General features: G+C 71.3%; 17 protein-coding genes. 6 read left to right on the forward strand and 11 right to left on the reverse strand.

Annotation, left to right across the window (positions count from 1 at the left end):
* Nucleotides 1-5 precede the first annotated feature (5 nt).
* On the forward strand, nt 6-2,201 hold the full coding sequence (locus tag WMF11_RS03620) for an ABC transporter permease subunit/CPBP intramembrane protease (RefSeq protein ID WP_437976420.1): 2,196 nt from the start codon (nt 6-8) through the stop codon (nt 2,199-2,201).
* Nucleotides 2,202-2,281: 80 nt separating this feature from the next.
* Here WMF11_RS03620 and WMF11_RS03625 read toward each other — a convergent pair whose 3' ends face one another.
* From WMF11_RS03625 to uvrB, 4 genes are all read right to left on the reverse strand, one after another.
* A complete protein-coding gene (locus WMF11_RS03625) occupies nt 2,282-4,219 on the reverse strand; it encodes a glycoside hydrolase 5 family protein (protein WP_437976421.1) in 1,938 nt (645 codons plus the stop codon).
* A gap of 188 nt (nt 4,220-4,407) precedes the next feature.
* Nucleotides 4,408-5,427: a LacI family DNA-binding transcriptional regulator gene (locus WMF11_RS03630; RefSeq protein WP_012233297.1), complete on the reverse strand. Its 1,020-nt coding sequence runs from the start codon at nt 5,425-5,427 to the stop codon at nt 4,408-4,410.
* Between the two features lie 283 nt (nt 5,428-5,710).
* Nucleotides 5,711-6,895 (reverse strand): phosphoserine phosphatase SerB, encoded by a 1,185-nt coding sequence (serB, locus tag WMF11_RS03635; protein WP_437549495.1) that lies wholly within the window; start codon nt 6,893-6,895, stop codon nt 5,711-5,713.
* A gap of 394 nt (nt 6,896-7,289) precedes the next feature.
* Entirely contained in the window at nt 7,290-9,449 is a 2,160-nt protein-coding gene (uvrB, locus tag WMF11_RS03640; protein WP_437976422.1) for an excinuclease ABC subunit UvrB, read from the reverse strand.
* An 865-nt stretch (nt 9,450-10,314) separates the two neighbouring features.
* Here uvrB and rsgA point away from each other — a divergent pair.
* Nucleotides 10,315-11,379 (forward strand): ribosome small subunit-dependent GTPase A, encoded by a 1,065-nt coding sequence (rsgA, locus tag WMF11_RS03645; protein ID WP_437906995.1) that lies wholly within the window; start codon nt 10,315-10,317, stop codon nt 11,377-11,379.
* Nucleotides 11,380-11,762: 383 nt separating this feature from the next.
* Here the strand turns inward: rsgA and WMF11_RS03650 are convergent, their stop codons facing one another.
* The 6 genes from WMF11_RS03650 to WMF11_RS03675 all read right to left on the reverse strand — a co-directional run bounded on the left by WMF11_RS03650 (nt 11,763) and on the right by WMF11_RS03675 (nt 19,887).
* Nucleotides 11,763-13,709, reverse strand: a complete 1,947-nt coding sequence (locus WMF11_RS03650; RefSeq protein ID WP_437549501.1) for a sigma 54-interacting transcriptional regulator — start codon at nt 13,707-13,709, stop codon at nt 11,763-11,765.
* Between the two features lie 262 nt (nt 13,710-13,971).
* Nucleotides 13,972-15,729 carry a hypothetical protein gene (locus WMF11_RS03655; RefSeq protein WP_437976423.1) on the reverse strand — a complete coding sequence of 586 codons (1,758 nt, stop codon included), beginning with the start codon at nt 15,727-15,729 and terminating at the stop codon, nt 13,972-13,974.
* Between the two features lie 220 nt (nt 15,730-15,949).
* A complete protein-coding gene (locus tag WMF11_RS03660) occupies nt 15,950-16,792 on the reverse strand; it encodes an SDR family oxidoreductase (protein ID WP_437976424.1) in 843 nt (280 codons plus the stop codon).
* Nucleotides 16,793-16,951: 159 nt separating this feature from the next.
* Complete coding sequence (locus WMF11_RS03665; RefSeq protein WP_437906998.1) at nt 16,952-18,100, reverse strand: NAD(P)/FAD-dependent oxidoreductase; 1,149 nt, start codon at nt 18,098-18,100, stop codon at nt 16,952-16,954.
* Nucleotides 18,101-18,106: 6 nt separating this feature from the next.
* Entirely contained in the window at nt 18,107-18,940 is an 834-nt protein-coding gene (locus WMF11_RS03670) for a 3'(2'),5'-bisphosphate nucleotidase CysQ family protein (protein ID WP_437976425.1), read from the reverse strand.
* A gap of 5 nt (nt 18,941-18,945) precedes the next feature.
* Nucleotides 18,946-19,887 carry an aldo/keto reductase gene (locus WMF11_RS03675; protein WP_437907000.1) on the reverse strand — a complete coding sequence of 314 codons (942 nt, stop codon included), beginning with the start codon at nt 19,885-19,887 and terminating at the stop codon, nt 18,946-18,948.
* A 349-nt stretch (nt 19,888-20,236) separates the two neighbouring features.
* Between WMF11_RS03675 and WMF11_RS03680 the strand changes: the two genes are divergently transcribed.
* From WMF11_RS03680 to WMF11_RS03695, 4 genes are all read left to right on the forward strand, one after another.
* Nucleotides 20,237-20,842 carry a hypothetical protein gene (locus WMF11_RS03680; RefSeq protein WP_437549510.1) on the forward strand — a complete coding sequence of 202 codons (606 nt, stop codon included), beginning with the start codon at nt 20,237-20,239 and terminating at the stop codon, nt 20,840-20,842.
* Nucleotides 20,843-20,913: 71 nt separating this feature from the next.
* Complete coding sequence (locus tag WMF11_RS03685; protein WP_437549512.1) at nt 20,914-22,011, forward strand: pectin acetylesterase-family hydrolase; 1,098 nt, start codon at nt 20,914-20,916, stop codon at nt 22,009-22,011.
* Between the two features lie 247 nt (nt 22,012-22,258).
* A complete protein-coding gene (locus WMF11_RS03690) occupies nt 22,259-22,951 on the forward strand; it encodes an ROK family protein (protein ID WP_437907002.1) in 693 nt (230 codons plus the stop codon).
* Nucleotides 22,952-23,225: 274 nt separating this feature from the next.
* Nucleotides 23,226-24,515, forward strand: a complete 1,290-nt coding sequence (locus tag WMF11_RS03695) for a cytochrome P450 (protein WP_437549516.1) — start codon at nt 23,226-23,228, stop codon at nt 24,513-24,515.
* Nucleotides 24,516-24,757: 242 nt separating this feature from the next.
* Here the strand turns inward: WMF11_RS03695 and astD are convergent, their stop codons facing one another.
* Nucleotides 24,758-26,227, reverse strand: a complete 1,470-nt coding sequence (gene astD, locus WMF11_RS03700; RefSeq protein WP_437976426.1) for a succinylglutamate-semialdehyde dehydrogenase — start codon at nt 26,225-26,227, stop codon at nt 24,758-24,760.
* Between the last annotated feature and the right edge of the window lie 319 nt (nt 26,228-26,546).

Here is a 26,546-nt window from a genome sequence, read left to right on the forward strand (position 1 = left end):
GCGCCGTGAGGCTCGCCATCGTCTGGACGATCCTCCGCAAGGAGCTCGTCGAGTCGCTCCGGGATCGGCGCACGCTCGTGCGCCTCGTCGTGGTCCCGCTCCTCCTCTATCCGCTCTTCGCGCTCGCGATGAGCAAGCTCGTCGGCGTCGAGGCGGCCGCGCGCGAGGCGCGCCCGTCCAGGATCGCGGTCTGGGGGGAGCTCGCCGAGGGCCTGCAGGCGAGGCTCTCCGCGGCGGGCAAGATCGAGCTCGCGCCGTGGGCCGGCGCGCCCCCCGACGTGCGCGAGGGGCTCCTCTCCGGGGCGCTCGCGCCGCCAGCGGGGCCAGAGCCCGCGCCGGACGACGGCGAGGCGGCGCCCCCCGAGGCCGAAGCCGAGCCGCCGAGGTGGATCGAGCCGGAGAACCCCGTGCTCGCCGCGGCGCGCGCCGCCGTGAGCGAGCGCAAGGTCGACGCGGTGCTCGTGCCGTGGCCCTCGATGGGGGCCGAGCTCGGGCGCGGCGGGAAGGGCGCCGTCGCGATCTACTTCGACTCGGTCCGCGCCGACTCGGCCACGGCGGAGGCGCGCCTCGCGGGCGCGCTGCAGCGCGCCCGCAGGGCCATCGTGGCGGATCGAGAGGCGGAGCGCGGCCTGCCCGAGGGGTTCTCGCGCGCGTTCGACGTCGTGCCGCGCGACGTCGCGGCGGACAGCCGCAAGGTCGGCCAGATCCTCGGCGCGATGATGCCGATGCTGCTGATCCTGATGTCGCTCCTCGGCAGCTTCCTCCCGGCGATCGATCTGACGGCGGGCGAGAAGGAGCGCGGCACGATGCAGACGCTGCTGTGCGCGCCCGTGCGGCCCATCGAGATCATCTCGGGCAAGTTCCTGGCCGTGTGGGTCATCTCGCTGCTCACGGCGCTCGGCAACGTGGTGAGCATGTCGCTCACGGTGAGCCGGTTGCTGCCCGACGCGATGGTCGTCGGCCCCGGCACCTTCGCGCTGACGTTCGTGCTGCTCGTGCCGGTCACGCTCCTGTTCTCGGCGCTGTTCCTCGCGCTCGCCGTGTTCGCGAAGGACTTCAAGGACGGTCAGAACGCGCTCATGCCGGCGTACCTGCCGCTCTCGCTGCTCGCCGGCATCACGGCCCTGCCGGTGGTCGAGCTCAACCCGTGGACGGCCTACGCCCCGGTCCTCAACATCGCGGTGCTGATCAAGGCGCTGTTCGTCGGAGAGGCGCCGGCCGATCTCCTCTTCACGGCGCTCGTCTCCTCGGCGCTCTATGCCTGCCTCGCGCTCCTCTTCGCCGCGCGCGTCTTCGAGCGCGAGAGCGTGCTCCTCGGGGGGCACGAGCCGGCGCGCGCCGTGCTCGGCCTGGGGCGCCGGGCCGGCGGGGCGCCCTCGGCGGGCTTCTCGCTGGCGGCGTTCGCGGGCGTCCAGGTGCTCTTCTTCTATGGCAGCCTGCTCATCGCCCGCACCAGCGTGGCGGTCCAGCTCGCGGTCTCGCAGGTCGGCTTCTTCCTGGTCCCGACCCTCGCGCTGGTCGCCGGCTTCGGCTACTCGCCGCGGGCGACGCTCGGCCTCAGGCCGGCCTCGGTCCGGGGCCTCGCCGGGGCGCTGCTCCTCGGGGTCGCCGCGTGGGCCGCGATCGGCGGCACCGTCCTCCGGTGGTTCCCCGCGCCGGAGCCCTTCGCCCGAGAGCTGGGCGAGCTCGTGCTGCTCGGCGGGCAGCCGTACCCGGTCGTCCTGCTGCTCGTCGCCGTCACGCCGGCCGTCTGCGAGGAGCTCCTGTTCCGCGGCCTCGTCTACGCAGGCCTGCGCCGCGCCGGGCCCGCGGTGGCGATCGGCGTATCGGCGCTCCTCTTCGGGCTCGCGCACGGGTCGGTGTACCGGCTCTTGCCGACGTTCTCGCTCGGGCTGGCGCTCGGCTACGCGCGCCACCGCACCGGCTCCGTGCTGCCCGGAGCGCTGCTTCACGCCCTGAACAACGGGCTCGCGGTGTCGCTCCTCTATTTCAAGCCGTCATGGGCGCAAGGCCTCCTCGAAGGAGAGGTCCTGCCGTGGAGCATCACATTCGCGGGGATGGTCGTCTCGCTGGCCGGGCTGCTCCTGCTCCGGTTCTCGGCGCCGAGCGCGCCGGAACCGGAACCGGAAGGGAAGGCGAAGATGGAAGCGCGCGATCGCCGCGGGACCGGCGCTTCCGGAGACGGTGGGGGACACGACTGAAGCTGGCGAACGCGGTGGTGGTGTGCGAGCGCGCGTGGAGGGGAATCGCGCACCAGCACCCTGGGGAGCCACGCCCGCGCTTACCGCGGCTCTGGCCGCAGCTCGAGGATCCGCACGTCGTACGGCGCGAGCTCCACGGCGTGGACTGGGGACTTGCCGCCCAGCTCCGTCAGGTGCCCTGAGGCCGCGGCGGGCTTCACGGTGAGCGGCTGATCCGCCTGGCTGACAAGGAACACGAAGCGGCGGCCATCCCGGTGGCGCAGCGTGTCGGCTGCGACGCGCGGGTCGTCCACCGTCACCGGTCGCTTCACGCCGGCGAGCTCGACGAGCGCGTCGTAGATCCTGTAGGTCGGCTCCGGGTTGATCCGCGGGGTCGCCGCGGCGAAGTGCTCGATCGGATACGTGCAGAGCACGACGCTGCCGCTCCCGATCTTGCGCCGCAGCAGCGCCGGCCGGCCGCGCTGGTCGACCGCGACGACCTCCGCGCCCCTCGGGCGCACGGGCAGGTAAGCGCGGCTGTGCTCGGTGCCGGAGACCGGGAACGTGAGCGTCGTGCCCGCCGCGATCGTGCCGAACTGGCATTCGAAGGTGAGCTTTGCGCGATCGTCCTCGATCGGATCGATCATCCCGTAGCGCAGCTGGTGCTCGACGCCGAACATCGCGTTGAGGTGCGCGTACCACGGCCCGCGCTGCGACCCGTGCGTGCCGTGGCAGTACGACGCGTAGACGACCGCGCCGGCGGACGCGAGCCGCTCCAGGAGGTGCCATGTGGGCGCGGTCAGCTGCTTGGCCGACGGCAGCAGGTAAAGCCGGCAGTCCTCCGCGATCCCGTCCCGCTCGCGCGTCAGCCCGACCGGCAGGTCCGCCTCCTTCGCCGCGATGTAGGCCTGCCGCAGCATCGTGAACAGGTAGCTGCGGTCCTCGGCCTCCGTGAACGGGAACGCGCCTTCCAGGTACGACGGGACGATCAGCGCCGCGTCGGCCGGCTCGCGCTCACAGCCCAGGACGTCGATGTCGGAGAGCACCTTGGCGAAGCGGGCCATCTCCTCGAGCTGCGGCTTGGGGCGGCCCTCGACGGTCGTCAGCCCGAAGTGGAGCTCGAAGGGGTGGTGCCTGTAGGGATCCTGGTGGATGAGATCGAAATCGGTGTTGTTCCAGCCGATCCACCCGGTGGCGCCGGCCAGCAGCGTGTTGTGGAGGACTTGCCGGTAGTAATGCGCGGCGTTCTCGTCGGACGCGAAGGCCGACGACACGCCGAACTCCTCCAGCACCACGGGCTTGCCGAGGAAGCCCGTGAGCTCGCAGACGAACGCCGCGCCGTAGTGCTGGCGCGCCAGGTCGTTCTCCATCCGGTACACGTGCGGGCCGAGGAAGTCGACGAGCGCGCCGAGATCGCGGACGGAGAACCCATTGTCGTTCCCCGTGACCTCGATGCCCCACGCGCCGTCGCCGATCGAGATCGGCTGGCTCGCCCCTCCGGCCCGCAGCGCCTGCACGACAAGGCTCGCCCAGCTCGTGACGTTCTCGCGGATCGAGCGCTCGCGCTCGCCGTAGATCGGCATCTCGTTGGAGACGAGCCAGCCCGTCACCGCCCGGTGCCCCGCGAAGCGCCGCGCCATCTGCTCGGCGAACCAGGCCTGCCGGGCCACCATCCACACGTCGCCGTAGAGGTCCCGCCCGCGCCGCCATGCCGGGTCCCAGTTCTCGCCGGACATGTGGCCGACGAGGAGGGTCGGGATCGTCGTGAGGCCCGCCTCGACGTGCGCCTCGAGGAAATCGGCATAACGCGCGACGCAGTCCTCGTCGATCCGGTCCGGCTCCGGCATGAAGTGCGGCCAGTAGAAGAACGACCGGGTCATGGTCAGGCCGTGATCGGCGAGCACCCGGAGCTCCTCGCGGACCACGAACGGATCATAGCTCTGCCACATGAGCGGGCCGCCGCGCCGCGACCAGAAATTGGCCCCCAGCCAGGTGACCGCCTGTAGACGAACTGCGACTTTGGCGAAATTGCGGTGCATAGTCCTCACGTCCTGATCATGCAGAGCGGCGCTCTCGAACACCGTCCGTCCCCGTGCTCGCGGCGCGGGCCGGGCGCTCGCGGCGCGAGCGGCGGGCAGGTTACTTAATCGGTTCAGTTTACGTTACTTAATCGGTTCAGTCTATGTGCCCGTGCGGGTGGCCGGGCTCTCGCTCGGGCCAGGCCGGCTCATGCGCGGGGGGGCGGGGCGGTGCTGCCCCGCGTCGCGAGCGTCGGCGCGCTGCACTCGTCGTCGGTGACCGGCTCTCCTGCGACGAGGCGGAGGAGCAGCGCGGCGGCGCGGGAGCCGTGCTCGGCGATGTTGCGGCGCACCGCGGTGAGGGCGGGGTGGACGAGCTGGCACAGCGCCGAGTCGTCCCAGGCCACGATCGACAGGCGCTCCGGCACGGGGACGCGCATCTCGTGGGCGACCGCGAGCGCGGCCACGGCCATCACGTCGTTGTCGAAGACGATGGCTGTGGGCGGCGAGGCCTCGGCCAGGAGCCGCCGAGTGGCCTGGCCGCCTGCCTCGCCCGTGTAGTCGGCGTGGACCGTCTGCACCCGATCCAGGCGCCGCTGGCGCGCGGCTGCGGTGAACGCCTTGGTGCGGACCGCGGTGTGCACGAACTCGGCCGGGCCGGCGACCCGCGCGATCGACCGGTGGCCCAGCGCGGCCAGGTAGTCGACGACGGCCCGCATGGCGCTCGCGTCGTCGCTCCACACCGCGGGCAGCTGCCCCTTGCCCGCCGGGCCGCCGATCACCACCGCCGGGAGCTTCAGCTCCTCGATCAGCTTCACGCGCGGATCGTCGTCGCAGAGGTCGACGAGGATCACCCCGTCGACCCGCCGCTCGGCCCACCAGCGGCGGTAGGTCTCCACCTCGGCCACGCGATCCTCCGTGACCTTGAGCAGCAGCGCCTCGGCCTTCTCGGACAGCTCCGCCTCGATGCCGGAGATGAGCTGCATGAAGAACGGCTCGATGCCGAGCATGTGCGCGGGCCGGTCGATGACCAGGCCGACGGCGCCGGCGCGGCCGTCGGAGAGCGCCCGCGCCGCGTTGCTCGGCTGCCAGCCCAGCTCCGCCGCGATGGCCAGGATCCGCTCGCGCGTCGGCTCCGACACGCCGGGCCTGCCGTTCAGCGCATACGACACCGCTCCTTTGGATACCCCCGCCCGCCACGCGATGTCCGTGATCGTCGGACGCTTCACGCATCACCTCCGCTCCAGGCGACGGAGCGTGCCTGCCGTGTGAACCCGCTCCGCCGCATGGCCCCGGTGGATAGCACGACGGCCCGCTGGCGAGCCGAACGCCGCGCAGGGCCGAGCGCCGCGAGCGAGCGACGAGCCCAGCGCAGCCCCTCCCACACCGTCGCCTGGCCAGGCGAGGCGCCGTGCTGGACGGCCGCGGGGGCCCGGTCAGCGCGCCGCTGTCAAGCGGGGCGCTGTGTCCCGTGGGACTCCGCTGCTGGGCGGACGGGCCGTGTCGCGCTGTTCACGCCACCTCGAGGAGCTCGCGTTCGGTGATGCCGAGCAGGAAGAGGATGGCGTCGAGGCCGCTTGCGGAGAGGGACGTGTCGGCGGCCTCTCGCAGCTTGGGCTTTGCGCGGAACGCGACGCCGAGGCCGGCCCTTTGCAGCATCAGGAGATCGTTGGCGCCGTCGCCCACGGCGATGGTCTGATCGAGCAACACGCCTTCTGCCTGGGCGATGGTCTCGAGCAGCTCGGCCTTGCGTTGCGCGTTGACGATCGGCCCTGTGACCCGGCCGGTCAGCTGTCCGTTCGCGACCTCGAGCGCGTTCGAGTAGGCGTAGTCGATCCCGAGCCGTGCCTTCAGCGCCTCCGCTGCGATCGAGAAGCCGCCCGAGATCACCGCCGTCCGGTAGCCGAGCCGTTTCAGCACCCGGATGAGCGTCTCTGCGCCCTCGGTGATGGGGAGCTCTGCGGCGAGCTTCCGCAGCACGCCGACGTCGAGGCCGCGGAGCAGCGAGAGCCGCTGGCGGAGCGACTCGTCATAATCCATCTCCCCTTGCATTGCGCGCTCGGTGATCTTCGCCACCTCCTCCGCCACGCCCTTCGCGCGCGCCAGCTCGTCGATCACCTCGATCCGGATGAGCGTCGAGTCCATGTCCATCACGACGAGCCGCTTGCTCCGGCGGAAGAGGCCCTCGCGTTGCAGCGCGAGATCGAAGCTGTTCTGCGTCGCGAGGGCGAGGAGGGCCTGCTTGAGGGTGTCGGCCTCCTCTTCGCGCTGGAGCAGCACCTGGATCTCCACCGACGAGAGGCGTTCGACCGACAGCCGCGCGATCTTCTCGATGTTCGCGCCGTGGGCAGCGAGTGTGGAGGCCACGTCGTGCAGCGGTTTTGCGCCGAGCTCGCGGCCGATGGCTGTCACCACGTACCGGCTCCCTGGCGCGCGCCGTGGCGCGCCCCCGTCGAGCGGCTTGAAGTCGAGCGTCACGCCGAGCTCTTTCGCGGCGAACAGCAGCTCCTTGAGTCCGCTGCGTGTCTCGGGGAAGAGCGCGAGGAGCGCGAGGTTCAGGTTTCCGTGCACCACCACCTGTTCGATGTCGAGCAGCGTGGCGCCGATATCGCTGAGGATGCCCGTGAGCCGAGCGGTGATGCCGGGGTGGTCCCTGCCGGTGACGGTGACGAGTATCGGATCGGACGAGACTGCCATGCCGGAGCCCCCTTAACAGCGCCGCGCGGCAGGGTCGACGCCGATAGCTCGCTGCACGAAGCAAAACGATGCTTCACCGAAAGAGCGTTTGCCAAACCACCGCTCCCCCTCCGTGCTCCACGCCCTCCTGCTCCGCATGGCCCGCCCCGCCTGCGCGCCTGCAGCCTTCCCATCCCCCCCACCCCCCACAAAGAGCCCGCGGGGGAGGAGGCTGCGCGCGCGGGGGGGCGGTGGGCGGGCCCCACGAATCCGAGGGCCGGCCCGCCCCGCAGCCCCATCCGCGCGGTCCTCCCTCCCCCGTCCAGCCGGCAACAGCCCCCCCAAAAGGCCCGAGTTCGTGGGAGGGCCCACCGCCCCCCCGCGCGCGCAGCCTCCTCCCCCGCGGGCTCCGTCGCTATCGGTAGCGCCCGCCCCCTCGCCCCGCCGCCGCCCGTCCGCCCCCTTTGCCGCCCGCCGCCGGCCGCCCGCCCCCCTTGCCGCCCGGCCCGCGCCGGCTCGCCGGCCGCCCCGCCCGCGCCGGCTTCTCCTCGGCCGCCTCGCGCGCCGCGCCGGCGTCCCCGTCCCCCTGCTGTGCCTTGAGCTGCCGGAGCTGATCGCGCAGCCGCGCCGCCTTCTCGAACTCGAGGTTCTCCGCCGCAGCGAACATCTCCTGCCGGAGCGCGTCGATCTGGTCGACCAGGTCCACCGCGGCGCGCGCCGCATCGGCCGCGGGCTTCGCCGGGCCCTTCGGGACGGCGTAGTAGTCGCGCGTGCCCGAGGTGGGCGACAGGTCGAGGATCGCCTTCTTCACCGTGGCCGGCGTGATGCCGTGCTCCTTGTTGTACGCCTCCTGGATCGCGCGCCGCCGGTTCGTCTCGTCCATCGCGCGCTTCATCGCCTCGGTGATGCGATCGGCGTACATCACGACCTCGCCGTTCACGTTGCGTGCGGCGCGGCCGATCGTCTGGATGAGCGAGCGCGGGCTCCGGAGGAAGCCCTCCTTGTCGGCGTCGAGGATGGCGACCAGCGACACCTCGGGCAGATCGAGCCCCTCGCGCAGCAGGTTGATGCCGACCAGCACGTCGAACTCGCCGCGCCGGAGATCGCGGAGGATCTCCACGCGCTGGAGCGTGTCGACGTCCGAGTGGAGGTAGCGGACCCGGATGCCCAGCTCCGTGTAGTACTCGGTCAGATCCTCGGCCATCCGCTTGGTCAACGTGGTGACGAGCACGCGATCGCCGCGGCCGACCCGCTCCCGGATGCGCGCGAGCAGGTCGTCGACCTGACCGGACACCGGGCGGATCTGGATCTGCGGATCGATGAGCCCGGTTGGCCGGATGATCTGCTCCACGACAGAGCCGGCCGACTTCTGCAGCTCGTAGTCGCCGGGCGTCGCGCTCACGAAGAGGACCTGCGCGTAGTGTTGCTCGAACTCCTCGAACTTGAGCGGCCGGTTGTCGAGCGCGCTGGGGAGCCGGAACCCGTACTCGACGAGCGTCTCTTTCCGCGCCCGGTCGCCCCGGTACATCGCCCCGACCTGCGGGACGGTCTGGTGCGACTCGTCGATGATGAGGAGGAAGTCCTTCGGGAAATAGTCGATCAGCGTCGGCGGGGGCTCGCCGGCCTTCCGGCCCGAGAGGTGGCGCGAGTAGTTCTCGATGCCGTTGCAGAACCCCATCTGCTCCAGCATCTCGAGATCGTACATCGTGCGCTGCTCGATACGCTGCTTCTCGAGGAAGCGCACGGCCCTGTCGTAGAAGTCGATGCGCTCGCGCAGCTCCTCGCGGATCGCCTGGATCGCGAGCCTGAGCTGCTGTTGCTCGGTGACGTAGTGGGAGCCGGGGAAGACCGCGTAGCGATCGAGCTGGCCCACCACCTTGCCGCGGACCGGGTCGACCTCCTTGATGGCCTCGATCTCGTCGCCGAAGAACTCGACCCGGATCGCGAGCGCCTCCTCGTAGGCCGGGAAGATCTCGACGACGTCGCCGCGGACGCGGAACGTCCCGCGGTGGAAATCGACGTCGTTCCGCGTGTACTGGATGTCGACGAGCCGCCGCAGGAGCTCGTCGCGACGGATCTCGGTGCCGCGCTCGAGCTTGATCAGGAGCCCGTGGTAGCTCTCGGCCGAGCCGATGCCGTAGATGCAGCTCACGGAGGCGACGATGATCACGTCCGGCCGCGAGAGCAGCGCGTGCGTCGCCGCGTGGCGCATGCGGTCGATCGCGTCGTTGATGATCGCGTCCTTCTCGATGAACGTGTCGCTCGTCGGGACGTAGGCTTCGGGCTGGTAGTAGTCGTAGTAGCTGACGAAGTAGTGGACGGCGTTGTTGGGGAAGAGGTCCCGCATCTCGCCGTAGAGCTGGGCCGCCAGCGTCTTGTTCGGCGCCATGATGAGGGTCGGCTTTTGCAGCTTTTCGATCACCTTGGCGGCGGTGAACGTCTTGCCGCTGCCCGTGACGCCGAGGAGGACCTGGAAGGCCTCGCCCTGCTCGAAAGCGGAGCAGATCTCCTGGAGCGCGCGAGGCTGGTCACCGCACGGCTTGAATTCGGAGACGAGCTCGAAGTGTGTGGGCATGGAGCGGAGGACCCTAGTGCGGCGAGGCGCTCCTCGCAACCTCCGCGGCCGTCAGGGCCGGAGGGCGGGGTGGCCTCGCCGGCAAGGCGTGGTCTCGTCCGGCTTCGTCCGGCTTCGTCGGTCTTTCAACTATCGGCAACCATTGGCAACCATCGGCCGAGCGGAAATTGTCGACCCACTGTCGTTCACCTGGAACGAGGGCGCCCCACGTCGTCCCGCGCGCCTCCGTCCGGCCCACGCTCGTCCCCGCTTCGCCGCATGCGCCGCGCCTCGCCGCGCGCTCGTTGCACCCCAGAGCGGGCTCCGCGCGCTCGTTGCACCCCAGAGCGGGCTCCGCGCGCTCGTTGCATGACGCGCGCTCCGTACGCGCGCGCTGTGCTCGCTGCCCATGCGGCCGGGCCGAGCCGAGAGCGCTTGACGTCGGCGCGGGGCCATAGGATTCTAGGTGCTGTCGCGTCGTGGTGACGTGAGCCGAACGCGGAGGTCAGGTCATGAGTGCCAACACATCGCACACCCATTGCGCCGCCGCCGTCGTTTCCGCCGCGGCCGGCTGAGCTCGTCTCCACGTCTCCGCGACGTCGCCCGCGTGCCCTGAGGGGCGCGTGTGTGCCCTGAGCGCGTGCCCCTCCCAGGGATCTGCCCTGGCCGGGTGTGCCTTCTGGCGTGACGTCCTGATCGATCGACGAGCTCCGCTCCGCGGCGGCCCCGCGCGTGGAATGGCCGGCGCGTGCGCGCTTGTGCGCCGCCGCGCCCTGTCCGTCGATCGCCGCGCGCCGAAGCTCGGGCGCGGCCGAACGCCATGGAGCGCTCGTCCGTCATGCAAACTCGCCTCGATTCTCTCGTTGATCCGTCTTCGCAGCACGAAATGCAGCCCGATCTGGTCGGGCTTGGATGGACTCCCTTCTTCGCGAGCCAGCTCGCCTGTCTCAAGGATGCCGTGCAGCCTGCGCGCGTCGTCCTCGCCTCCGCGTCCAGGCACCACGTTCAGACGGCGGATGGCCCGCGCATCGCGGTGGTCAGCGGTCGCCTCGCGCACGAGGCAGCCGACCGCGCGGCGCTCCCCACCGTCGGTGACTGGGTGGGCCTCAGGCCGGGCGACGGCGCTGGGCCTTCGTACATCGTGCACACGTTCGCGCGGAGCACGTGCCTGCGCCGCAAGGCCGCGGGGCCCACGGTGGAGGCCCAGGTGCTCGCGGCCAACATCGACAAGGTGTTCATCGTCACGTCGCTGAACGCCGACTTCAACCTGCGCCGCATCGAGCGTTACATCGACGCCGTCCTCGACAGCGGCGCTCGCCCGGTCCTCGTGCTCAACAAGGCCGATGTCTGCCCGGATCCGGAGCGGTACATCGACGCGGCGCGGGATGTCGCCCCTGCCGCGCCGATCGCGCTCGTCAGCGCGCTCTCCGGTGCCGGCCTCGACGCGCTTCGCGCCGAGATCGGGGCAGGGGAGACCATCGCCCTCGTCGGCTCGTCCGGCGTGGGGAAGTCCGCGCTCAGCAATCGCCTGCTCGGCGCGGAGGTCCAGCTCGAGGGCGCGATCCGGGCGTCGGATGAGCGTGGCCGCCACACGACGGCTCACCGGGAGCTGTTCCTGATCCCTGGAGGTGGCCTCCTCATCGACACGCCGGGCATACGGGAGCTCGGCGTCTGGTCCGCGGGCGGCAGCGCCCCGGCCGGCTTCGACGACGTCGAGGCCCACGCCGCGGCCTGCCGTTTCCGGGACTGCGCGCACGACGGCGAGCCCGGTTGCGCGGTGCTCCGTGCCATCAAGGACGGCGACCTCGATCCCGAGCGTCTCGGCGCCTACCTCAAGCTGGGTGCGGAGCGCCGCTACCTCGCCGGCCAGCAGGACGTGCGCGCGAAAATCGAGGAGAAGCGGCGCTGGAAGCAGATCTCGAAGCAGATGCGCGCCAATCCGAAGCGATAAGCGGAGCCGCCCTCCCGCCCCCGCGGCCAGACCCCAGCGTCCCCGCCACGCCGCGTAGACACCCCCAGCAAATCCCCCGCATCCTCCCCCCGCCCCCGCCCGCCTGCGCGCCCCCTCGAAACCGCTCTTCCCATCCCTCGGAAAGAGCCCTCGGGAGGGGGTGTCGCGCGCGGGGCCGGCGGGGGAAGGGCCCCACGAACCCGAGCGCCGGCCCGCATCGAAGCCACTCGCCCTTGGTTCTCCCTCCCCCGTTCAGCCGGCCATAGCCACCACAAGGCGCGAGTTCGTGGGAAGGGCCCCCCGTCGGCCCCGCGCGCGACACCCCCTCCCGAGGGCTCCCCCGCGTCCCGGGAAGCCCTCTCCGTCCCGTGTCCCGTGTCCCGTCAGATCCCGTATTGCCGGAGCTTCTTGTGGAGCCCCTCGCGCGTGATCCCGAGCGACTTGGCCGCGTTCGTCTTGTTGTTGTTGTGCCCGCGCAGCGCTTCCAGGAGGAAGAACTTCTCGACCGCGTCCATCATCTCCTTGAGCGACCCTTTCGGCGTCCCCGCCCGCGCGATGAGCCCCTCGACCTGCCGGATCCTCGGCGAGAGCAGCTCCGGCGTCCCGAACGCCCCCGGCTCCAGCTGGATGACGATCCGCTGCACCTCGTTCTGGAGCTCCCGGACGTTGCCCGGCCAGTCGTACGCGACCATGAGCTCCATCGCCTGCTGGCTGAACCCGCCGCAGGGCTTGCCGATCTCGTCCGCGTAGCGCTCCAGGAAGTGCGTAGCGAGCAGCGAGATGTCGTCGCGCCGCTCTCGCAGCGGCGGCAGGCGGATCGGGAAGACCTTGAGGCGGTAGTAGAGGTCCTCGCGGAACCGCCCCTTGGCCACCTCGTCCTCGAGGTTCCGGTTCGTCGCGGCGACGATGCGCACGTTGACGTGCTTCGGGCTCGTCGCGCCCACGGGCCGGATCTCGCCCTCCTGGAGCGCCCGGAGGAGCTTCGATTGCAGCGACAGCGGCGTCTCGGTGATCTCGTCGAGGAAGAGCGTGCCCCCGTCGGCGATCTCGAACAGCCCCTTCTTCTCCTCGGTGGCGCCCGTGAAGGACCCCTTCTTGTGCCCGAACAGCTCGCTCTCCAGGAGGCTCTCGGCCAGCGCCGCGCAGTTCTGCGCGACGAACAGCTTGTCGCGGCGGCGGGAGCGGTAGTGGACGGCGGCGGCGATGAGCTCCTTGCCCGTGCCCGTCTCGCCCTCGATCAGCACCGTCACGCGCGTGTCGACGACCTTGTCGAGCTGCCCGATGACCTTGCGCATCGCGTCGCTGTTGCCGATGATGTCGACCGCGCCCCCGCTGCCGCCCCGGCGGCGCTCCTCGCGCCCCTTGAGGAAGCTGTTCTCCTTCTGGAGCCGCTCCTCGGCGAGCACGAGCCGCTTGATGAGCCGGGCGTTCGCCACCGCGAGCGAGGCGTTGGCGGCCAGCACGAGGAGCGTCTCCAGGTCGCCGGCGTTCAGCATCCCGGGCACGCTCCGGTTGTCGGCCTGGAGCACGCCGATGATCTCCTCGCCCTTCCAGAGCGGGACGGCGAGCGTGCTGCGGATCGAGGCGCCCATCAGCGACTCGGACTGCCCGACCTCGATCGGCGCGTCGGCGGCGAGCACGGCCGCCCGCTCCTTGATCACCTTCCGGTACACGCTGCGCGTGATCGGGACGGGCCCTGCAGGCGGCCCCCCTTTGCCCGACGCGGACCGGACCCGCGTCAGCACCGGCACGAACGCCGCCGGCGCCGCGCCCGGCTCCTGGTCGTCGTCGCGCAGCACCACCGTGACGTGGGTCGAGCTCGGCACGAGCGCGAGCACCGCGTCGGCGATCTCGGCGAGCACCTCGTCGAGATCGGTCGCCGCGCCGATGCGCTTCTGCGCCGCGTACATCGCCGACAGCGCGCTCGGGTCGCGCTCGATCTTCGCCTCGGCAGGCTCGATCTCGTCGAGGCGGCGGATCGAGACGACCCGCGCGTCGTCGGCCTCCTCCGGGATCTTCACCACCATCCGGGTGACCGCGTCCCCGGAGCCGAGCTCGATGACGTCCCCCGTCTGGAGGGCGAGCGCGCTGCGCCCCGCGCCGAGCTCCAGCCGCTCGCCTCGCCGCGTCACGCTCGTGCCGTTCGTCGAGCGCAGATCCTCGAGGATCACCCCGTCGGCGCCGCTCACGATGCGCGCGTGCGCCCCGGAGACGTGGCGATCGTCGAGGACGACGCGGTTGTCCGACGAGCGCCCGAGCGTGATCAGCTCGCCCTGGAGCTCGAAGGTGCGCCCGGCAGCGAGACCCTGGGTTACCTCGAGCACGATCATGGTTCGTTCTTCAGCCGGAAAGACCCCGTGACAAGGGCCGGAGTAAACCGTCAAGACGGCGGAGACGCCAGGAAAAATCAGGAGCCAGGCGCGTCAGTGAAGCTCGCGCAAGCTTCGCGCGAGCTTCGCGTGAAGCTCGCGCAAGCATCGCGCCCAGGCGGCGCCAATCAAGGAAAATCTGGATCCAGGTGATGTGCCCGCATGCGCGCTCCAGGCGCTCCAGGCGCCCCGACCGCGGACGGGGCGCACTGCGCTGCGGCGGTCACTGCGCGCGGGCGGTGAGGCGGTAGATGACCGTCTTGAAGGGCGCGTTGCCGGCGATCTTCTCGGGATCCTTCGAGGCCTCGCCCTCGTCGACGATCTTCTGCAGCTTGGTCGCGACCTCGGCGTCGCCCTTCGGCGAGAGGGCGTCGATGACCGAGACCGAGACGAAGCGGACGGCCGCGTTCGAGACCTTCGGCATCGCGTCGATGATCTGCTGCCGGACCTCGGGGGTGCCGAGCACGCCCGCCATGTAGGCGGACTTGATCCCCTGGAACTGCGTCTCCTTCGCCTGCGACGCCGGCTCGCCGAGCTTGCCGACGTAACACTCGAGCTTGGTGCCGCAGGCCCCGAGCAGCTCCTTCGCGATCTTGATCTCCTTCTCCATCGACTTGCCGACCGTGCCGCCGCCGCTCGTGCGGGTGCCCGCGAGCCGGTCGACGTCGGCGATCTGGTCGGGCTTCATCAGCTTGAGCGCCGTCTGCAGCGAGACGTCGCGGATCTGCGCGACGTCGTCCTCCTCGCCGCGCGCCTCGAGGCCGGTCTTCACGAGCCACGGCACGAGGCTCGCGTCGAAGAAGTTGCTCGCCGCCTCGGCGAGCATCACCCGCGCGTTGATGCCGGCCGGCGGCATCTCGAGCCCCGCGGGCGTCTTCTCGTAGGCCGCCTGGAAGGCCGCGAGGGTCTCCGGCGTCCTCGGCACCTTGGTCAGCTCGCGCGCGATGATGGCGCGCGGCACGTCCTCGGCCTTCCCGAGCGCGGCGAGCAGCGGCTGCGACGACTCCTGCCGGCCGATCGTCGCCAGGACGAGCGCGGCCGCAGCGACGTGGGCGGTCTCCGCGGCCTTCTTCTGCTCCGCGTTCGCCTTGTCGCCGCCGGCGCCCTTCAGGTTCTCGACCTTCGAGTACTCGACGAGCTCCTTCTGATCGCCCTGGAGCAGCGCGATCGTCGGCTGGATCGCGGGCTTGCCGATCTTCGTGAGCGCCAGGATGGCCGTCGTGGCCGCGTCGGCCTTGAACGGCGACAGCACCACCTTGAGCAGCGGCACGACCGCCTTCTCGCTGCGCTGCCACCCGAGCAGCTCCGCGGCGGTGATCTGCCAGAACAGCTCGTTCCGCATCGTGCCGACGTCCTTCGGGTCGTTGATCGGGCGCCCGATCATCGTGATGAGCCCGTCTTCCCAGGACTTGCTGTTGATGTCGACCATCGCGTCGTGCACGTCGCGCGAGATCGTCGAGCCCTTGGGCTTGCCGTGCTGGAGCTTCGAGAAGACGGCCATGAGCGGCTCGGCGGCCTTCTCCGACTTCATCGCGCCGAGGCCGCGCACGGCCCAGCGGACGTCCTCCTCGGTGGACTCGGGCTTGTAGTCCTTGAGCGCCTTGATGAGGCAGGCCTCGCCGCGCGGGTCCCTCGTGTCGGAGATGAACTTGATGAGCTTGGAGTTCGTGCGCTCGTCGAGATCGCCGGTCACGCACTTCTGCGTCATCGGCTCGATGATCTTGTCGAGGAGCGGCTTCACGGTCGGGCCGTTCCGGTCCTTGTTGTCACGCGTCATCGCGTCTTCGAAGAACTGGACGAGCCGGTTGACGGAGGCGGTGAGCGTGGCCGGGTCGTCGAGCCGCTTGACGTGCGTCTCGGGGTCGTTCTCGTCGCCGCATCCGACGATGACGCCTGCGGAGAGCGCCATCGACGACGCGGTGGCGGCCCCCAGGAGGAGCGAGCGAAGGAGCGGCAGGATGCTGCGTGCTGAGCGGGACATGGTGTTTCCTCCGGGACCTCGGTGATGCTGCCGGCCTGACCTCGCCGTCGCACGGCGCGCTTCAGGAGAGGCGGTCAGCGGCTAGCCTTCGTTAGCCTGAGGGGACGAAAGTGGACAAAAACAGCGCGCGGCAGGGGGCGCGGCCCCCCTTCGGCCACGACGTGGCGCCGCTCCGCCATGGAAACGGCGAAGCCGACGCTATTCGCCGCCAGAGAACGTGTCAACGCGAGCGCGGCGCCGAGACGAGCCGGCGGATCCCCGTGGCGAAGAGCCGGTCGGGGATGACACGGCGCAGCGCGACGAGCGCGCGTGCGTCCCGGCCGACGAGGGTCCTGAAAGGCGGCGATGCGTCGTCGATGAGGCGGAGGATCGCGGCCGCGACCGGGGCGGGCGGCGGCGCCTTGGCGGCGTCCTTCAGGACGATCTGCTCGATCGCCCTGGTCATCGCGCCGTAAGGGCCGTCGAGCGAGACGTGGGCGCCGCGTCGCTGGTTTTCATAGAAAATTTCGGTCTTGAAGGTGCCGGGCTCGACGAGGCAGACGTGGACGCCGAACGGGGCGACCTCCCAGCGCAGCGCCTCGCTGAAGCCCTCGACGGCGTGCTTCGTCGCCGCGTAGGCGCTGACGCCGGGGAGGCCGATGAGCCCGGAGAGGCTCGAGACGTTGACGATGCGGCCGCGCCCCGCGCCGCGCATCGCGGGGAGCACCGCGCGCGTCACGGCCATCAGCCCGAAGACGTTGGTCTCGAACTGCGCCCGGACGTCGCCGTCCGCCTGCTCCTCGAAGGCGCCGCCGACCGCGATGCCGGCGTTGTTGACGAGGGCGTAAGCGGGGCCGTGCTTCCGAAGGATCTCCCGGACCCTGTCGGGCGCGCTCGCCGCGGCGACGTCGAGCTGCTCGATCTCGAGCGTGACGCCCCGCGCGCCGGCGGCGGCGAGGAGCGCGCCCGCCTTCTCGGGGCGGCGCATCGTGGCGATGACCCGGTGGCCCGCGGCCGCGCACGCGACCGCGGTCGCGAGGCCGATGCCGCTCGAGGAGCCGGTGACGAGGACGAGGTGACCCATGGCGAAGGGGCGCGAGTATAGGCGAAGCGCGACGCGGCGGGGGAGCGCGGGGCGCGGCATGTGCGGCGCGTGCGGCGCGTGCGGCGCGTGCGGCGCGTGAGGCGCGTGCGCCGCGTCGAACCGCCGCCGCCGCCGCCGCCGCGCCGCCGGGGCGGGCGCTCAGCCGATGATCATCGCCTCGCTGAGGAGCCGGCCCTCCCTGAAGCGCCGCAGGTTCCAGCGGTCGAACAGGGGGAGGGAGGCGCCCTCGGCGATGTGCTGCGCGAGGAGCTTGCCCATGACGGGCGCGATCATGAAGCCGTGCCCCATGAACCCGGAGGCCTGGTAGAAGTGCTCGACCTCGTCGACCCCGCCCACGATCGGGTTCTGATCCGGGGTGAGGTCGTAACAGCCGGCCCACTGCCGCAGCACCTTCACGCTGCCGAGGAGGGGACACGCGGTGACGAGGGCCCGCGCGTACAGGGCGAGGAACTTGTGGCTCGACCCCATGTCGAGGCCGTCGGGGACGTCCTCGTTGGAGATGCCGCCCACGATCTCGCCGCGCATCGACTGGGAAAAATAGAGGCCGTTCGAGAGATCCGCGACGAGCGGGCCGAGCCAGGGCTTGAGCGGCTCGGTCGAGCAGATCTCGTGGCGGTGCGGGTGGTTGGGCAGCTCCACGCCGAGCATGCGCGCGATCTCGGGGCTCCACGCGCCGGCCGCGTTGACGACCTTGTTCGTCCGGATCTCGCCGCGATCGGTGACCACGGCCTCGATCCGCGCGCCCTGCGTGCGGAAGCCGAGGACGTTCGTGAAGGTGGCGATGTCGACGCCGAGCTTCTGCGCGCGCTCGGCGTAGCCCCAGACGAACGGCCACGGGAACACGACGCCGTCGTCGGGGTTGTAGCTGGCCGCCACGACGCCGTCGGTCGAGAGCTGCGGCACGATCGCGCGCGCCTCGTTGGCGGTGAGCATCCGCGTCCCGAGGCCGCACGCGTTCTGCACGGCGACGCTCTTCTCGAGCGTCCGGCGGCCCGCCTCGCTGCGCACGAGGAAGAGGTAGCCGCCCTGCCGGAACCAGATGTTGATCTTCATCTCGCGGGCGAAATCCCGGCAGATGCGGATGCTCTCCTGCATGAGCCGGATGTTGCCCTCGCTCGAGAACTGCGCCCGGACCCCGCCGCCGTTGCGCCCGCTGGCGCCGCCGCAGAGGTAACTCCGGTCGACGACGACGATGTCGGTGACGCCGTGGTGCCGCGCGAGGTTGTACGCGATCGCGAGGCCCATGATCCCCGCGCCGATGATGACGATCTCGGCCTGCCCCCGCATCGCGCCTCAGCCGAGCTCCGACCTCGCCGCGGCGACGACGGCGGCCTGGAGGGCGCCGTTCGAGGCGATGATGCCGCGGCCGAGCTTGAGCCCGGGGCCGTTGTAGTCGATGGGCGCGCCCGAGAGGTCGGTGAAGCTGCCGCCCGCCCCGAGGAGCACGGCCTCGGGCGCGCAGCTGTCCCAGAGCTTGGCGCCGCCCCCGCCGTGCACATAGAGGTCGACCTCGCCGGTCGCGATCCGGGCGATCTTCACGCCGACCGAGCCGCACGGGACGACCTTCGAGATGCCGAGCCGCGCGAGGACCGGATCGAGCTCCTTCGGCCGGTGCGAGCGTGAGATGATGAGCGTCGCGTCGGCCGGCGCGCTCACGTCCGAGACCCGGAGCGGCCTGCGGCTGCCGTCCCTCGCCTCGAGGAAGGCGGCGCCGCCCTCGCCGGCGCGGCCGGCCAAAGCCTCGCCCGTCGTGGGCATCACCACGACGCCCAGCGCCGCGCGGCCGCGGACCGCGAGCCCGATCATCACGGCGAACTCGCCGTTCCTGTCCGCGAACTCCCGCGTGCCGTCGAGCGGGTCGACGAAGAACACCCGCTCCTTCCGCAGGCGCGAGGCGAGCTCGTCGCCGGTCGGGACGCTCTCCTCGGCGAGGATCGCCTCGCCGGGGAACGCGGCCTCGAGCGCGCTGCAGATGAGCGTGTTCGCCTCGCGGTCGGCGCGGGTCACCGGGTCGCCGGGGCCCTTCATCTCGACGGCGAACGGCGTCGCGTACACGTCCATCACGATCGCCGCCGCGGCGCGCGCGATGCGGACGATCTCGTCGAGCTCCCTGTCGTTCTGGTCCATCGTGCTCACACCTCGATCCCGGCCTGCCTGAGGCGCACGGAGAGCTCCGTGAGCGCCGTGTCCTGGAGGTAGGGCGGCATGCCGGCCTCGCGGACGAGCTGGTCGAGCTGGGCGACCGAGCGGGGACCGAGCACGGCGGACGAGACGACGCGGTTCGCGAGGACGAAGCGCAGGGCCGCCGAGCGGAGCGACGTGACGGCGCCCGAGACCAGCGGCCTGAGCGCGTCGAGCTGGCGGATGCGGGTCTTGAGCTCGTCGCGGGTCCACCGCTGGTAGCGGTGATCGTCGAGGTAGAACTCGCGCTCGGAGCTCCACTGGCCGGCGAGCAGCCCGTGCGCGAGCACCGATCGGGCGAGGACGCCCGCGCCGGACTCGGAGACGTCGCCGGCGACGTCGTGGAGGTCGCCGGGGAAAAAGGCGTTGTAGGCGATCTCGATGACGTCGACCTCGTCGCGCAGCGCGGAGCGGGCGACGTCCGCGGAGCCGGCGCTCACGCCGTAGGCGCGGATCTTCCCGGCCTGCTTGAGGTCCTTCAGGAAGGCGAGGGCCTCCTTCGATTGCATCGCGGCCACGGTGGGGTTGTGGAGCAGGACGACGTCGACCACCTCGCGGGCGAGGCGCTCCTGCGACCGCTCGAACGCGGTGCGGAGGTGGGCGGGGTCGAAGCGCTTCGTCGGGGGATCGCCGTCGCGAACGGTGCCGATCTTGGTGACGACGAACGTCGCGCCGGCGCCCTGGAGCCGCCTGCCGAGGCAGCGCTCCATCTCGCCGCGGCCGTAGACGTCGGCGGTGTCGAAGAGGTCGATGCCGACCGCGAGCGCGCGATCGATGACGCGATCGATCTCGATGTCGGCGACGGGACCGTAGCCGTCGCCGGAGAGTCCCCAGGTGCCTAGGGCGAGCTCCGAGACCTGAAGGGTCGTCTTGCCGAGGGGGCGCTTCCTCACGGGCGGCGATCTACACCAGCGCCGGGAGGGCGCCACGAAATTGGGGCGGAGCGCCGGGCACGGCGCGCCGCGTCGCGCGCCCCTCTGGAGCGGCGGAGCTGCCCCGGGGAGGGCGTCCCCCGTCGCGCCTCGGCGCGCGGTCGCAGGGCGCGTCCTCCGGGGCCTCACCGGCCGGCGCGGGTCGTCGGGCCGCCACGTCCCTGCGCGCTCGGCCACGGAACGCTCCATGCCAGAGAGCCAGGGAAGGGGCGTGATGCGGAAGCGCGCGGGGCGGCGCCGCGGGGGCAGGGTCTTCAGGTGACATGTCGAGTCGAGCCCTGCCGGTGGCCGACGAAGGGGGCTGGAGAGTATGGCGAAAGGGCCTAATGAGGCATCGGCGGCCGAACCCATCAGCGACCGGAGGTCGCGGCCGCCCGCGGCGAGCGCCTCTGCGCGGCGCGCGCTGGAGCTCGTCGCCGTCCGAGGCAAAGACGTGCTCGGCGTCCGCCACGTGCTCGCGGAGGGGCGCGCGCACATCGGAGACACGCCCGCGTCCATCGTGCGCGTGCCGTCGGGGGAGCTCGATAGAGCGGCTCCGGTCATCGCGGAGGTGATCGGCGCCCGCTACGTGCTGCACGTCCCGCGGCGGACGCGGGCGCGCCTCCACGGCGCCGACGGGCTCGCGCGCCTGTTGACGGGCCCGGCCGACATCGAGCTCCAGGAAGGCGACCGCGCCGTGCTCGTGATCGGGGCCGTCCAGATCCGCGCGCAGATCGTGCCCATCGAGATCATCTCACGCCTGGGTGCGTCCGGCCTGCGCTGGATCGGCCTCATCGGCGCCCTCTACCTCGTCGCGCTCGGCATCTGCGCCGCCCTCGCGCCGCGCGACCGCGCCCGCCTCGACGAGGGGTCGATCCGCCGCGCGGTCGGCGAGGCCGCCGCGCAGCTGTGGGCAGAGCACGCCCCTGTGCCATGACGCGAGGGCACGAGCGGGCCGTCACCGGCGGGTGATGCCCGTGCGTCATGGAGTGGTATTCTCTGCCCTCCATGCGATTCACGATCGTTCCGCCCCTTCCGGTTCAACTCCTGCTCTGCCCGCTCGCTGTCCTCGGCTGTGGCGGCACGTCCGCCGAGCACGAAGATCCGAGCCGCGAGCCGCGGGGCGGGATCCTGAGCCTGCCGTCCGGCTGGAGCTCCATCGAGCCGGGCGGCGAGACGACGTGCTCGCGCGGTGATCCGTTCAAGTACTTCGTCCGTCCGGGCACCGTCAATCGCCTCATCGTCGAGTTCCGCGGCGGCGGCGCGTGCTGGGACGCGACCACGTGCTCGTTCGCGGGATCGCTCTTCCAGGAGACGGTCGGCGAGGACGCCCTGACGACCGGGATCTACGATCATGAGAACCCGGACAACCCCTTCAAGGAGTGGCACCATGTGTACATCCCCTATTGCACCGGGGACGTCCACTGGGGCGACAACGTGGCCACGTATGGGGAGGGGAGCCAGGCCGTCACCATCCAGCACAAGGGCGCCGTCAACGTCCGCGCGGCGCTCGGCTGGATCTACGAGAACGTCCCCGCGCCAGAGAAGATCTTCGTGACGGGCTGCAGCGCGGGCGCGTATGGCGCCATCCTCTGGTCCGCGCACCTGCGAGAGCACTACAAGGGCGCGTCGGTCATCGAGTTCGCCGACAGCGGGGCAGGGATCATCACGGAGACGTTCTTCAGGGATAGCCTTCCTTCCTGGAAGCCCGAGGGCGCTTACCCCACATGGATACCTGGCCTCGATCCGGCCGAGCTCGCGCGGCTGTCGGTGCTCTACGAGAAGATCGGCGCCCATTACCCGGACATGCGCCTGTCGCAGTACAACACCGCCTATGATGAGGACCAGGTCTTCTTCTTCAACGCGATGGGCGGCGGCGGCGCCCAGGCGTGGTCAGACGCCATGAGGGCAGAGATCGCCGAGATCGAGGCGTCGACGCCGAACTTCAGGTCGTTCCTTGCCGCCGGCTCCGCGCACTGCATCCTCTGGCGGCCGGAATTTTACACCCTCGAGTCGCGCGGATCGCGCCTCGTGCAATGGCTCGACGGGCTCGCAAACGGTGCGCCGCCGCCGAGCGTCGCGTGCGACGCTTGCGGCTCGCCTTGAGCGTCGCCCGGGGGCGGGCGGCGCGGCGGCCGGGCACCGAGGGGCGGGGTGCGCGCTGGTCGGCGCCGGGCGGAGTGTGCGCGGGAGGGCGGGCGCAGGGGGCGTGGTCGCCCGCTCAGGCGTGCGGCGTCGCGGCGCCAGTTGACGCGCAGCCAGAGCTCTAGATTATGTCCGCCGCGAACGCGGGCGCGTGGGCGCATCCGCGGCGGCCCCGGAGGAAGAGCTCCGGGGGGAGACAGAGGGATCCATGCGCACGCTTTGTATCGATATCGGCGGAACGGGGATCAAGGCCACCATCCTCGACGAGCAGGGGACTCCGATGACGGATCCCGTGCGCGTGCCGACGCCCCAGCCGGCCTCGCCGGACCCCATCCTCGACCTCATCGAGGAGATCGCCAGGGCGCAGGGGGAGTTCGATCGCGTCTCGATCGGCTTCCCCGGGGTGGTGATGGAGAACGTGACCAAGACGGCGCCGCACCTCGACAACGAGAAGTGGAAGGGCTACCCGCTCGGCGAGGCCGTCGAGCGCCGCCTCGGCAAGCCTGTCCGCGTCGCCAACGACGCGGGCATCCAGGGGCTCGCCGTCATCGAGGGCAGGGGGCTCGAGATGGTGCTCACCTTCGGCACGGGGCTCGGCTGCGCGCTGTACATCGACGGCCGCTACGTGCCCAACCTCGAGCTCGGGCACCATCCGTACGGAAAGAGGGACCTGAAGTACGAGGACCGCGTGTTCGACGCCGAGTGCAAGCGCATCGGCCCGAAGCGCTGGAACAAGCGCGTGCGCAAGATGATCGAGCAGCTCGAGCCGATCTTCAATTACCGCAAGCTCTACCTCGGCGGCGGCAACGCGCGCCTGCTCGATGCCTCGAAGCTGCCCGAGAACGCCGTCGTGGTGGACAACGTCGCTGGCCTGCTCGGCGGAATCAAGCTCTGGGCCTAGAGCGACGGTCACCCGCTTCGGAGACGGGCCCACCTCGGCGTTTTCGGTGCTCAGCGCACCGGAGTGCGCTTGCGCGCCGAAAACGCCGATCTGGGCCCGTCTCCTGTGCGGGAGACCGCCGCTCTGCTGCGGCTGTGCAGAGGGGGGCGGAAGCCGCTGTAGCCAAGGGCGGACGCGCGGCCGTGCGCTGGCGGGGAGGCCGGCCTGGGGCGGGCCTGCGGGGGCGTGGGTCGCGCCGGTTCCCAAGCGGGCGTGACCGTCGTACCCTGGCCCGATGAACTCGCCCGACGCACCGAAGCCCGACGCACCGCCCGCGGCCAATCCAGCGGCGGACGCTGATCTCGATCCGTTTCGCCTCCAGTCGCCGGAGACCCTCGCGAACCCGTACCCCGTGTACGCCAGGTTGCGCCAGGAAGCGCCCGTGTACTTCAGCGCGGCTTACAACGGCTGGCTCATCACCCGCTACGACCAGGTCGCGGCGGGCTTTCGTGACCCGCGCCTGTCGGCGAAGCGCTCCAGCGCCTTCGTGACGAAGCTGCCTGAGGAGGTGCGGCAGCGGCTGGAGCCGTTGCGCCGCAACCTGGCGTCGTGGGCCTTGCTGCTCGATCCGCCGGAGCACACGCGCATCCGCTCGCTGATCAACAAGGCGTTCGTGCCGCGGCTCGTCGAGGGGTTGCGCTCCCGGGTGGAGACGCTGGTCAACGAGCTGCTCGACGCGGTCGCCCCGACGGGCCGGATGGACGTCCTCCGCGATCTCGGCGACCTCTTGCCGCTGCTCGTGATCGGCGAGGTGCTCGGTGTACCCGCCGAGGATCGTCACCGGCTGAAGGGCTGGTCCAACGCGCTCAGCGGCTTCCTTGGCGCGGGCCGGCCGACGCTGGAGATCGCGGGGGGCGCGCTGAGCGCCGTGGCCGAGCTGGAGGACTATTTCCGCGGCGTGATCGCGGCCCGGCGGCAGAGCCCCGGCAACGACCTGCTCAGCCAGCTCATCCTCGCGGAGGAGCAGGGCATGATCCTCGGCGAGCAGGAGCTGCTCTCGACGTGTTGCATGCTCCTCTTCGGCGGCCACGAGACGACGAAGAACCTCATCGGCAATGGCCTGCTCGCGCTCCTCCTCCACCGTTCCGAGCGCGAAGCGCTGCGCGCTACCCCGTCGCTGATCGGCCCGGCGGTGGAGGAGCTGCTCCGGTACGACTCTCCGGTGCAGTGGATGAGCCGCGTCGCGCTCGACGACATCGAGCTCGACGGCGTGCGGATCCCGAAGGGGGATCGTGCCTTCCTGGTGCTCGGCGCGGCGAACCGCGATCCCGCGCAGTTCCCCGACCCCGACAAGCTCGACTTCCGCCGCACGGACATCCGTCACATCTCGCTCGGCGTAGGCGTCCATTACTGTGCCGGCTCCGCGCTCGCCCGGGTCGAGGCCCAGGCAGTCATCTCCACGTTCCTGCGCCGTTTCCCCGACGCCGAGCTCTCCCCTGGGCCGCTGACCTGGCGCATGAGCCCCGGCATGCGCGGCCTCACCGCCCTCCCGGTAGAGCTAGGCCCGCAGAGCTCCGCCTCCTGACCCCCGTCACCCCGTTCTCCAACCCGCCTGGTTCCACCCTGGAGCCGCCGGGGAGAGGGGAGGGGGCGTGCGGGGGCGAGGGGGAAGGGCCCCGCGGATCCGAGCGCCGGCCCGCTCCGCAGCCAGTCCCCCCAGATCTCCCTCTCCCGCGCAGCCGGCCATAGCCCACCACAAGGCGCGAGTCCGCGGGAAGGGCCCCCCTCGCCCCCGCGCGCCCCCTCCCCTCTCCCCGGCGGCCGGTTCTAGCTGTTGAGCCGCATCCCCGGCGCCAGCTGCCCAGGCAGCGCCACCGCCGCCGCCTCCAGCCCCGCGACCGGATACGCGCAGTAGTCCGCCGCGTAATACGCGCTCGGCCGGTGGTTCCCGCTGCTCCCGACCCCCCCGAACGGCGCGGCGCTCGACGCCCCCGTCAGCGGTTTGTTCCAGTTGACGATCCCCGCCCGCGATTCCCGCCAGAACCGCTCATAGAGCTCCCTGCGATCCGAGATCAACCCGGCCGCGAGCCCATAACGCGTGCGGTTGGCCAGCGAGAGCGCCTCATCGAAGCTCCCATAGCGCTGCACCTGCACGAGCGGCCCGAAATGCTCCTCGTCCGGGAGCTCCTTGATCGCCGACACATCGAGGATACCGGGCGAGAGCAGCGCGGTTCCCTCCTCGATCCGGCGCATCTCCAGCAGCACCTCGCCGCCGAGCGCGACCAGCCGTGCCTGCGCCGCGAGCAGCCGATCCGCCGCCGCGAGCGAGATCACCGCGCCCATGAAGGGCTGCTCCGCGTCGTCGTACCTGCCCACCTTGAGCCGGGACGCCGCGTCGACCAGGCGCGCCAACAGCGCGTCGCCCTCCGCCGTCGCCGGCACGAGCAGCCGCCGCGCGCACGTACACCGCTGGCCCGCCGAGATGAAGGACGACTGAAGGATATGGTGGATCGCCGCCTCGGTGTTCGCGACGTCCTGCACGATGAGCGGGTTGTTGCCGCCCATCTCCAGGGCGAGGATCTTCTCCGGTTGGCCCGCCAGCTGCCGGTGCAGCGCGTTGCCCGTGCCGGAGCTGCCTGTAAAGAAGAGGCCGTCGATGCCCGGGTGACCGGCGAGCGCGACGCCGGTGCGCCTCCCCCCCTGGACCAGGTTGAGCACCCCGGCCGGGATCCCCGCCTCCTCCCAGAGCCGCGCGGTCTCCTCCGCGACCTTCGGCGTGAGCTCCGAGGGCTTGAACACCACGCAGTTGCCCGCGATCAGGGCGGGGACGATGTGTCCGTTCGGCAGGTGGCCCGGGAAGTTGTAGGGCCCGAGCACAGCGACCACGCCGTGCGGCCGGTGACGCACCACGGCCGTCGCGTCGCCCGCCTCGGCCTGACGCTCGCCCGTCCGCTCGCGCCAGGCCATCAGCGACACGTCGATCTTGCCGATCATCGTCTGGACCTCGGTGAGCGCCTCCCAGCGCGGCTTGCCCGTCTCCAGCCCGATCACGTCCGCGAGCCGGGCCTTGTGCTCCCCCAGGAGACCGGCGAACCGCTTCACCAGCGCCGCCCGCTCCTCCAGGCCGCGATCGCGCCACGCAGCGAACGCGCCGCGCGCCGCCGTCACGGCCGCGTCGACCTGCTCCTCGCTCGCGGCGCGCCCCTCGAAGACGACCGCCTGCGTCACGGGGTTCCGGCTCGCGAACGGCTCGCCCGCGCCGGTCACCCAGCTGCCGTCGATGAAATGGGTCGACATGGTCACCTCTCTGTCGCGGAGCTCCCCCGCGGAACACCACACGGGCTCGACAGTCCGTCCACCGAGTATGGTTTGCGTCCACCTCGCTCCGCCAGTGTGCATCGTACCAGAGGCCGGCGCCCCCAGAGCTCGCGCGCCCCCGGACGGAACATCGCGCCGGCGACCGCCCAGGAAAGATGGGGCCGCTCGTCGAGCTCGCCAGGGCTTCGCCGCGTCCGGGAGGACCACAACATCATGTGTTCCGGCGCGACTGAGCCCCAACCAGAGGGGGGCCGCTCGTCGATTGCTCTCTTGGTGAGAATCCAGGAGCCGAGAGCTC

Origin of the sequence: Sorangium sp. So ce295 (genome assembly GCF_051527405.1) — a bacterium.
GTDB lineage: Bacteria > Myxococcota_A > Polyangia > Polyangiales > Polyangiaceae > Sorangium > Sorangium cellulosum_B.

Bases quoted from the DNA above. Each gene is read 5' to 3' on its own strand.
- WMF11_RS03690 (WP_437907002.1), top strand. From the start codon at position 22,259: ATGCGCACGCTTTGTATCGATATCGGCGGAACGGGGATCAAGGCCACC.
- WMF11_RS03665 (WP_437906998.1), bottom strand. From the start codon at position 18,100: ATGCGGGGGCAGGCCGAGATCGTCATCATCGGCGCGGGGATCATGGGC.
- uvrB (WP_437976422.1), bottom strand. From the start codon at position 9,449: ATGCCCACACACTTCGAGCTCGTCTCCGAATTCAAGCCGTGCGGTGAC.
- astD (WP_437976426.1), bottom strand. From the start codon at position 26,227: ATGTCGACCCATTTCATCGACGGCAGCTGGGTGACCGGCGCGGGCGAG.
- WMF11_RS03660 (WP_437976424.1), bottom strand. From the start codon at position 16,792: ATGGGTCACCTCGTCCTCGTCACCGGCTCCTCGAGCGGCATCGGCCTC.
- rsgA (WP_437906995.1), top strand. From the start codon at position 10,315: ATGCAGCCCGATCTGGTCGGGCTTGGATGGACTCCCTTCTTCGCGAGC.
- WMF11_RS03680 (WP_437549510.1), top strand. From the start codon at position 20,237: ATGGCGAAAGGGCCTAATGAGGCATCGGCGGCCGAACCCATCAGCGAC.
- serB (WP_437549495.1), bottom strand. From the start codon at position 6,895: ATGGCAGTCTCGTCCGATCCGATACTCGTCACCGTCACCGGCAGGGAC.
- WMF11_RS03655 (WP_437976423.1), bottom strand. From the start codon at position 15,729: ATGTCCCGCTCAGCACGCAGCATCCTGCCGCTCCTTCGCTCGCTCCTC.
- WMF11_RS03625 (WP_437976421.1), bottom strand. From the start codon at position 4,219: ATGCACCGCAATTTCGCCAAAGTCGCAGTTCGTCTACAGGCGGTCACC.
- WMF11_RS03650 (WP_437549501.1), bottom strand. From the start codon at position 13,709: ATGATCGTGCTCGAGGTAACCCAGGGTCTCGCTGCCGGGCGCACCTTC.
- WMF11_RS03685 (WP_437549512.1), top strand. From the start codon at position 20,914: ATGCGATTCACGATCGTTCCGCCCCTTCCGGTTCAACTCCTGCTCTGC.
- WMF11_RS03695 (WP_437549516.1), top strand. From the start codon at position 23,226: ATGAACTCGCCCGACGCACCGAAGCCCGACGCACCGCCCGCGGCCAAT.
- WMF11_RS03670 (WP_437976425.1), bottom strand. From the start codon at position 18,940: ATGGACCAGAACGACAGGGAGCTCGACGAGATCGTCCGCATCGCGCGC.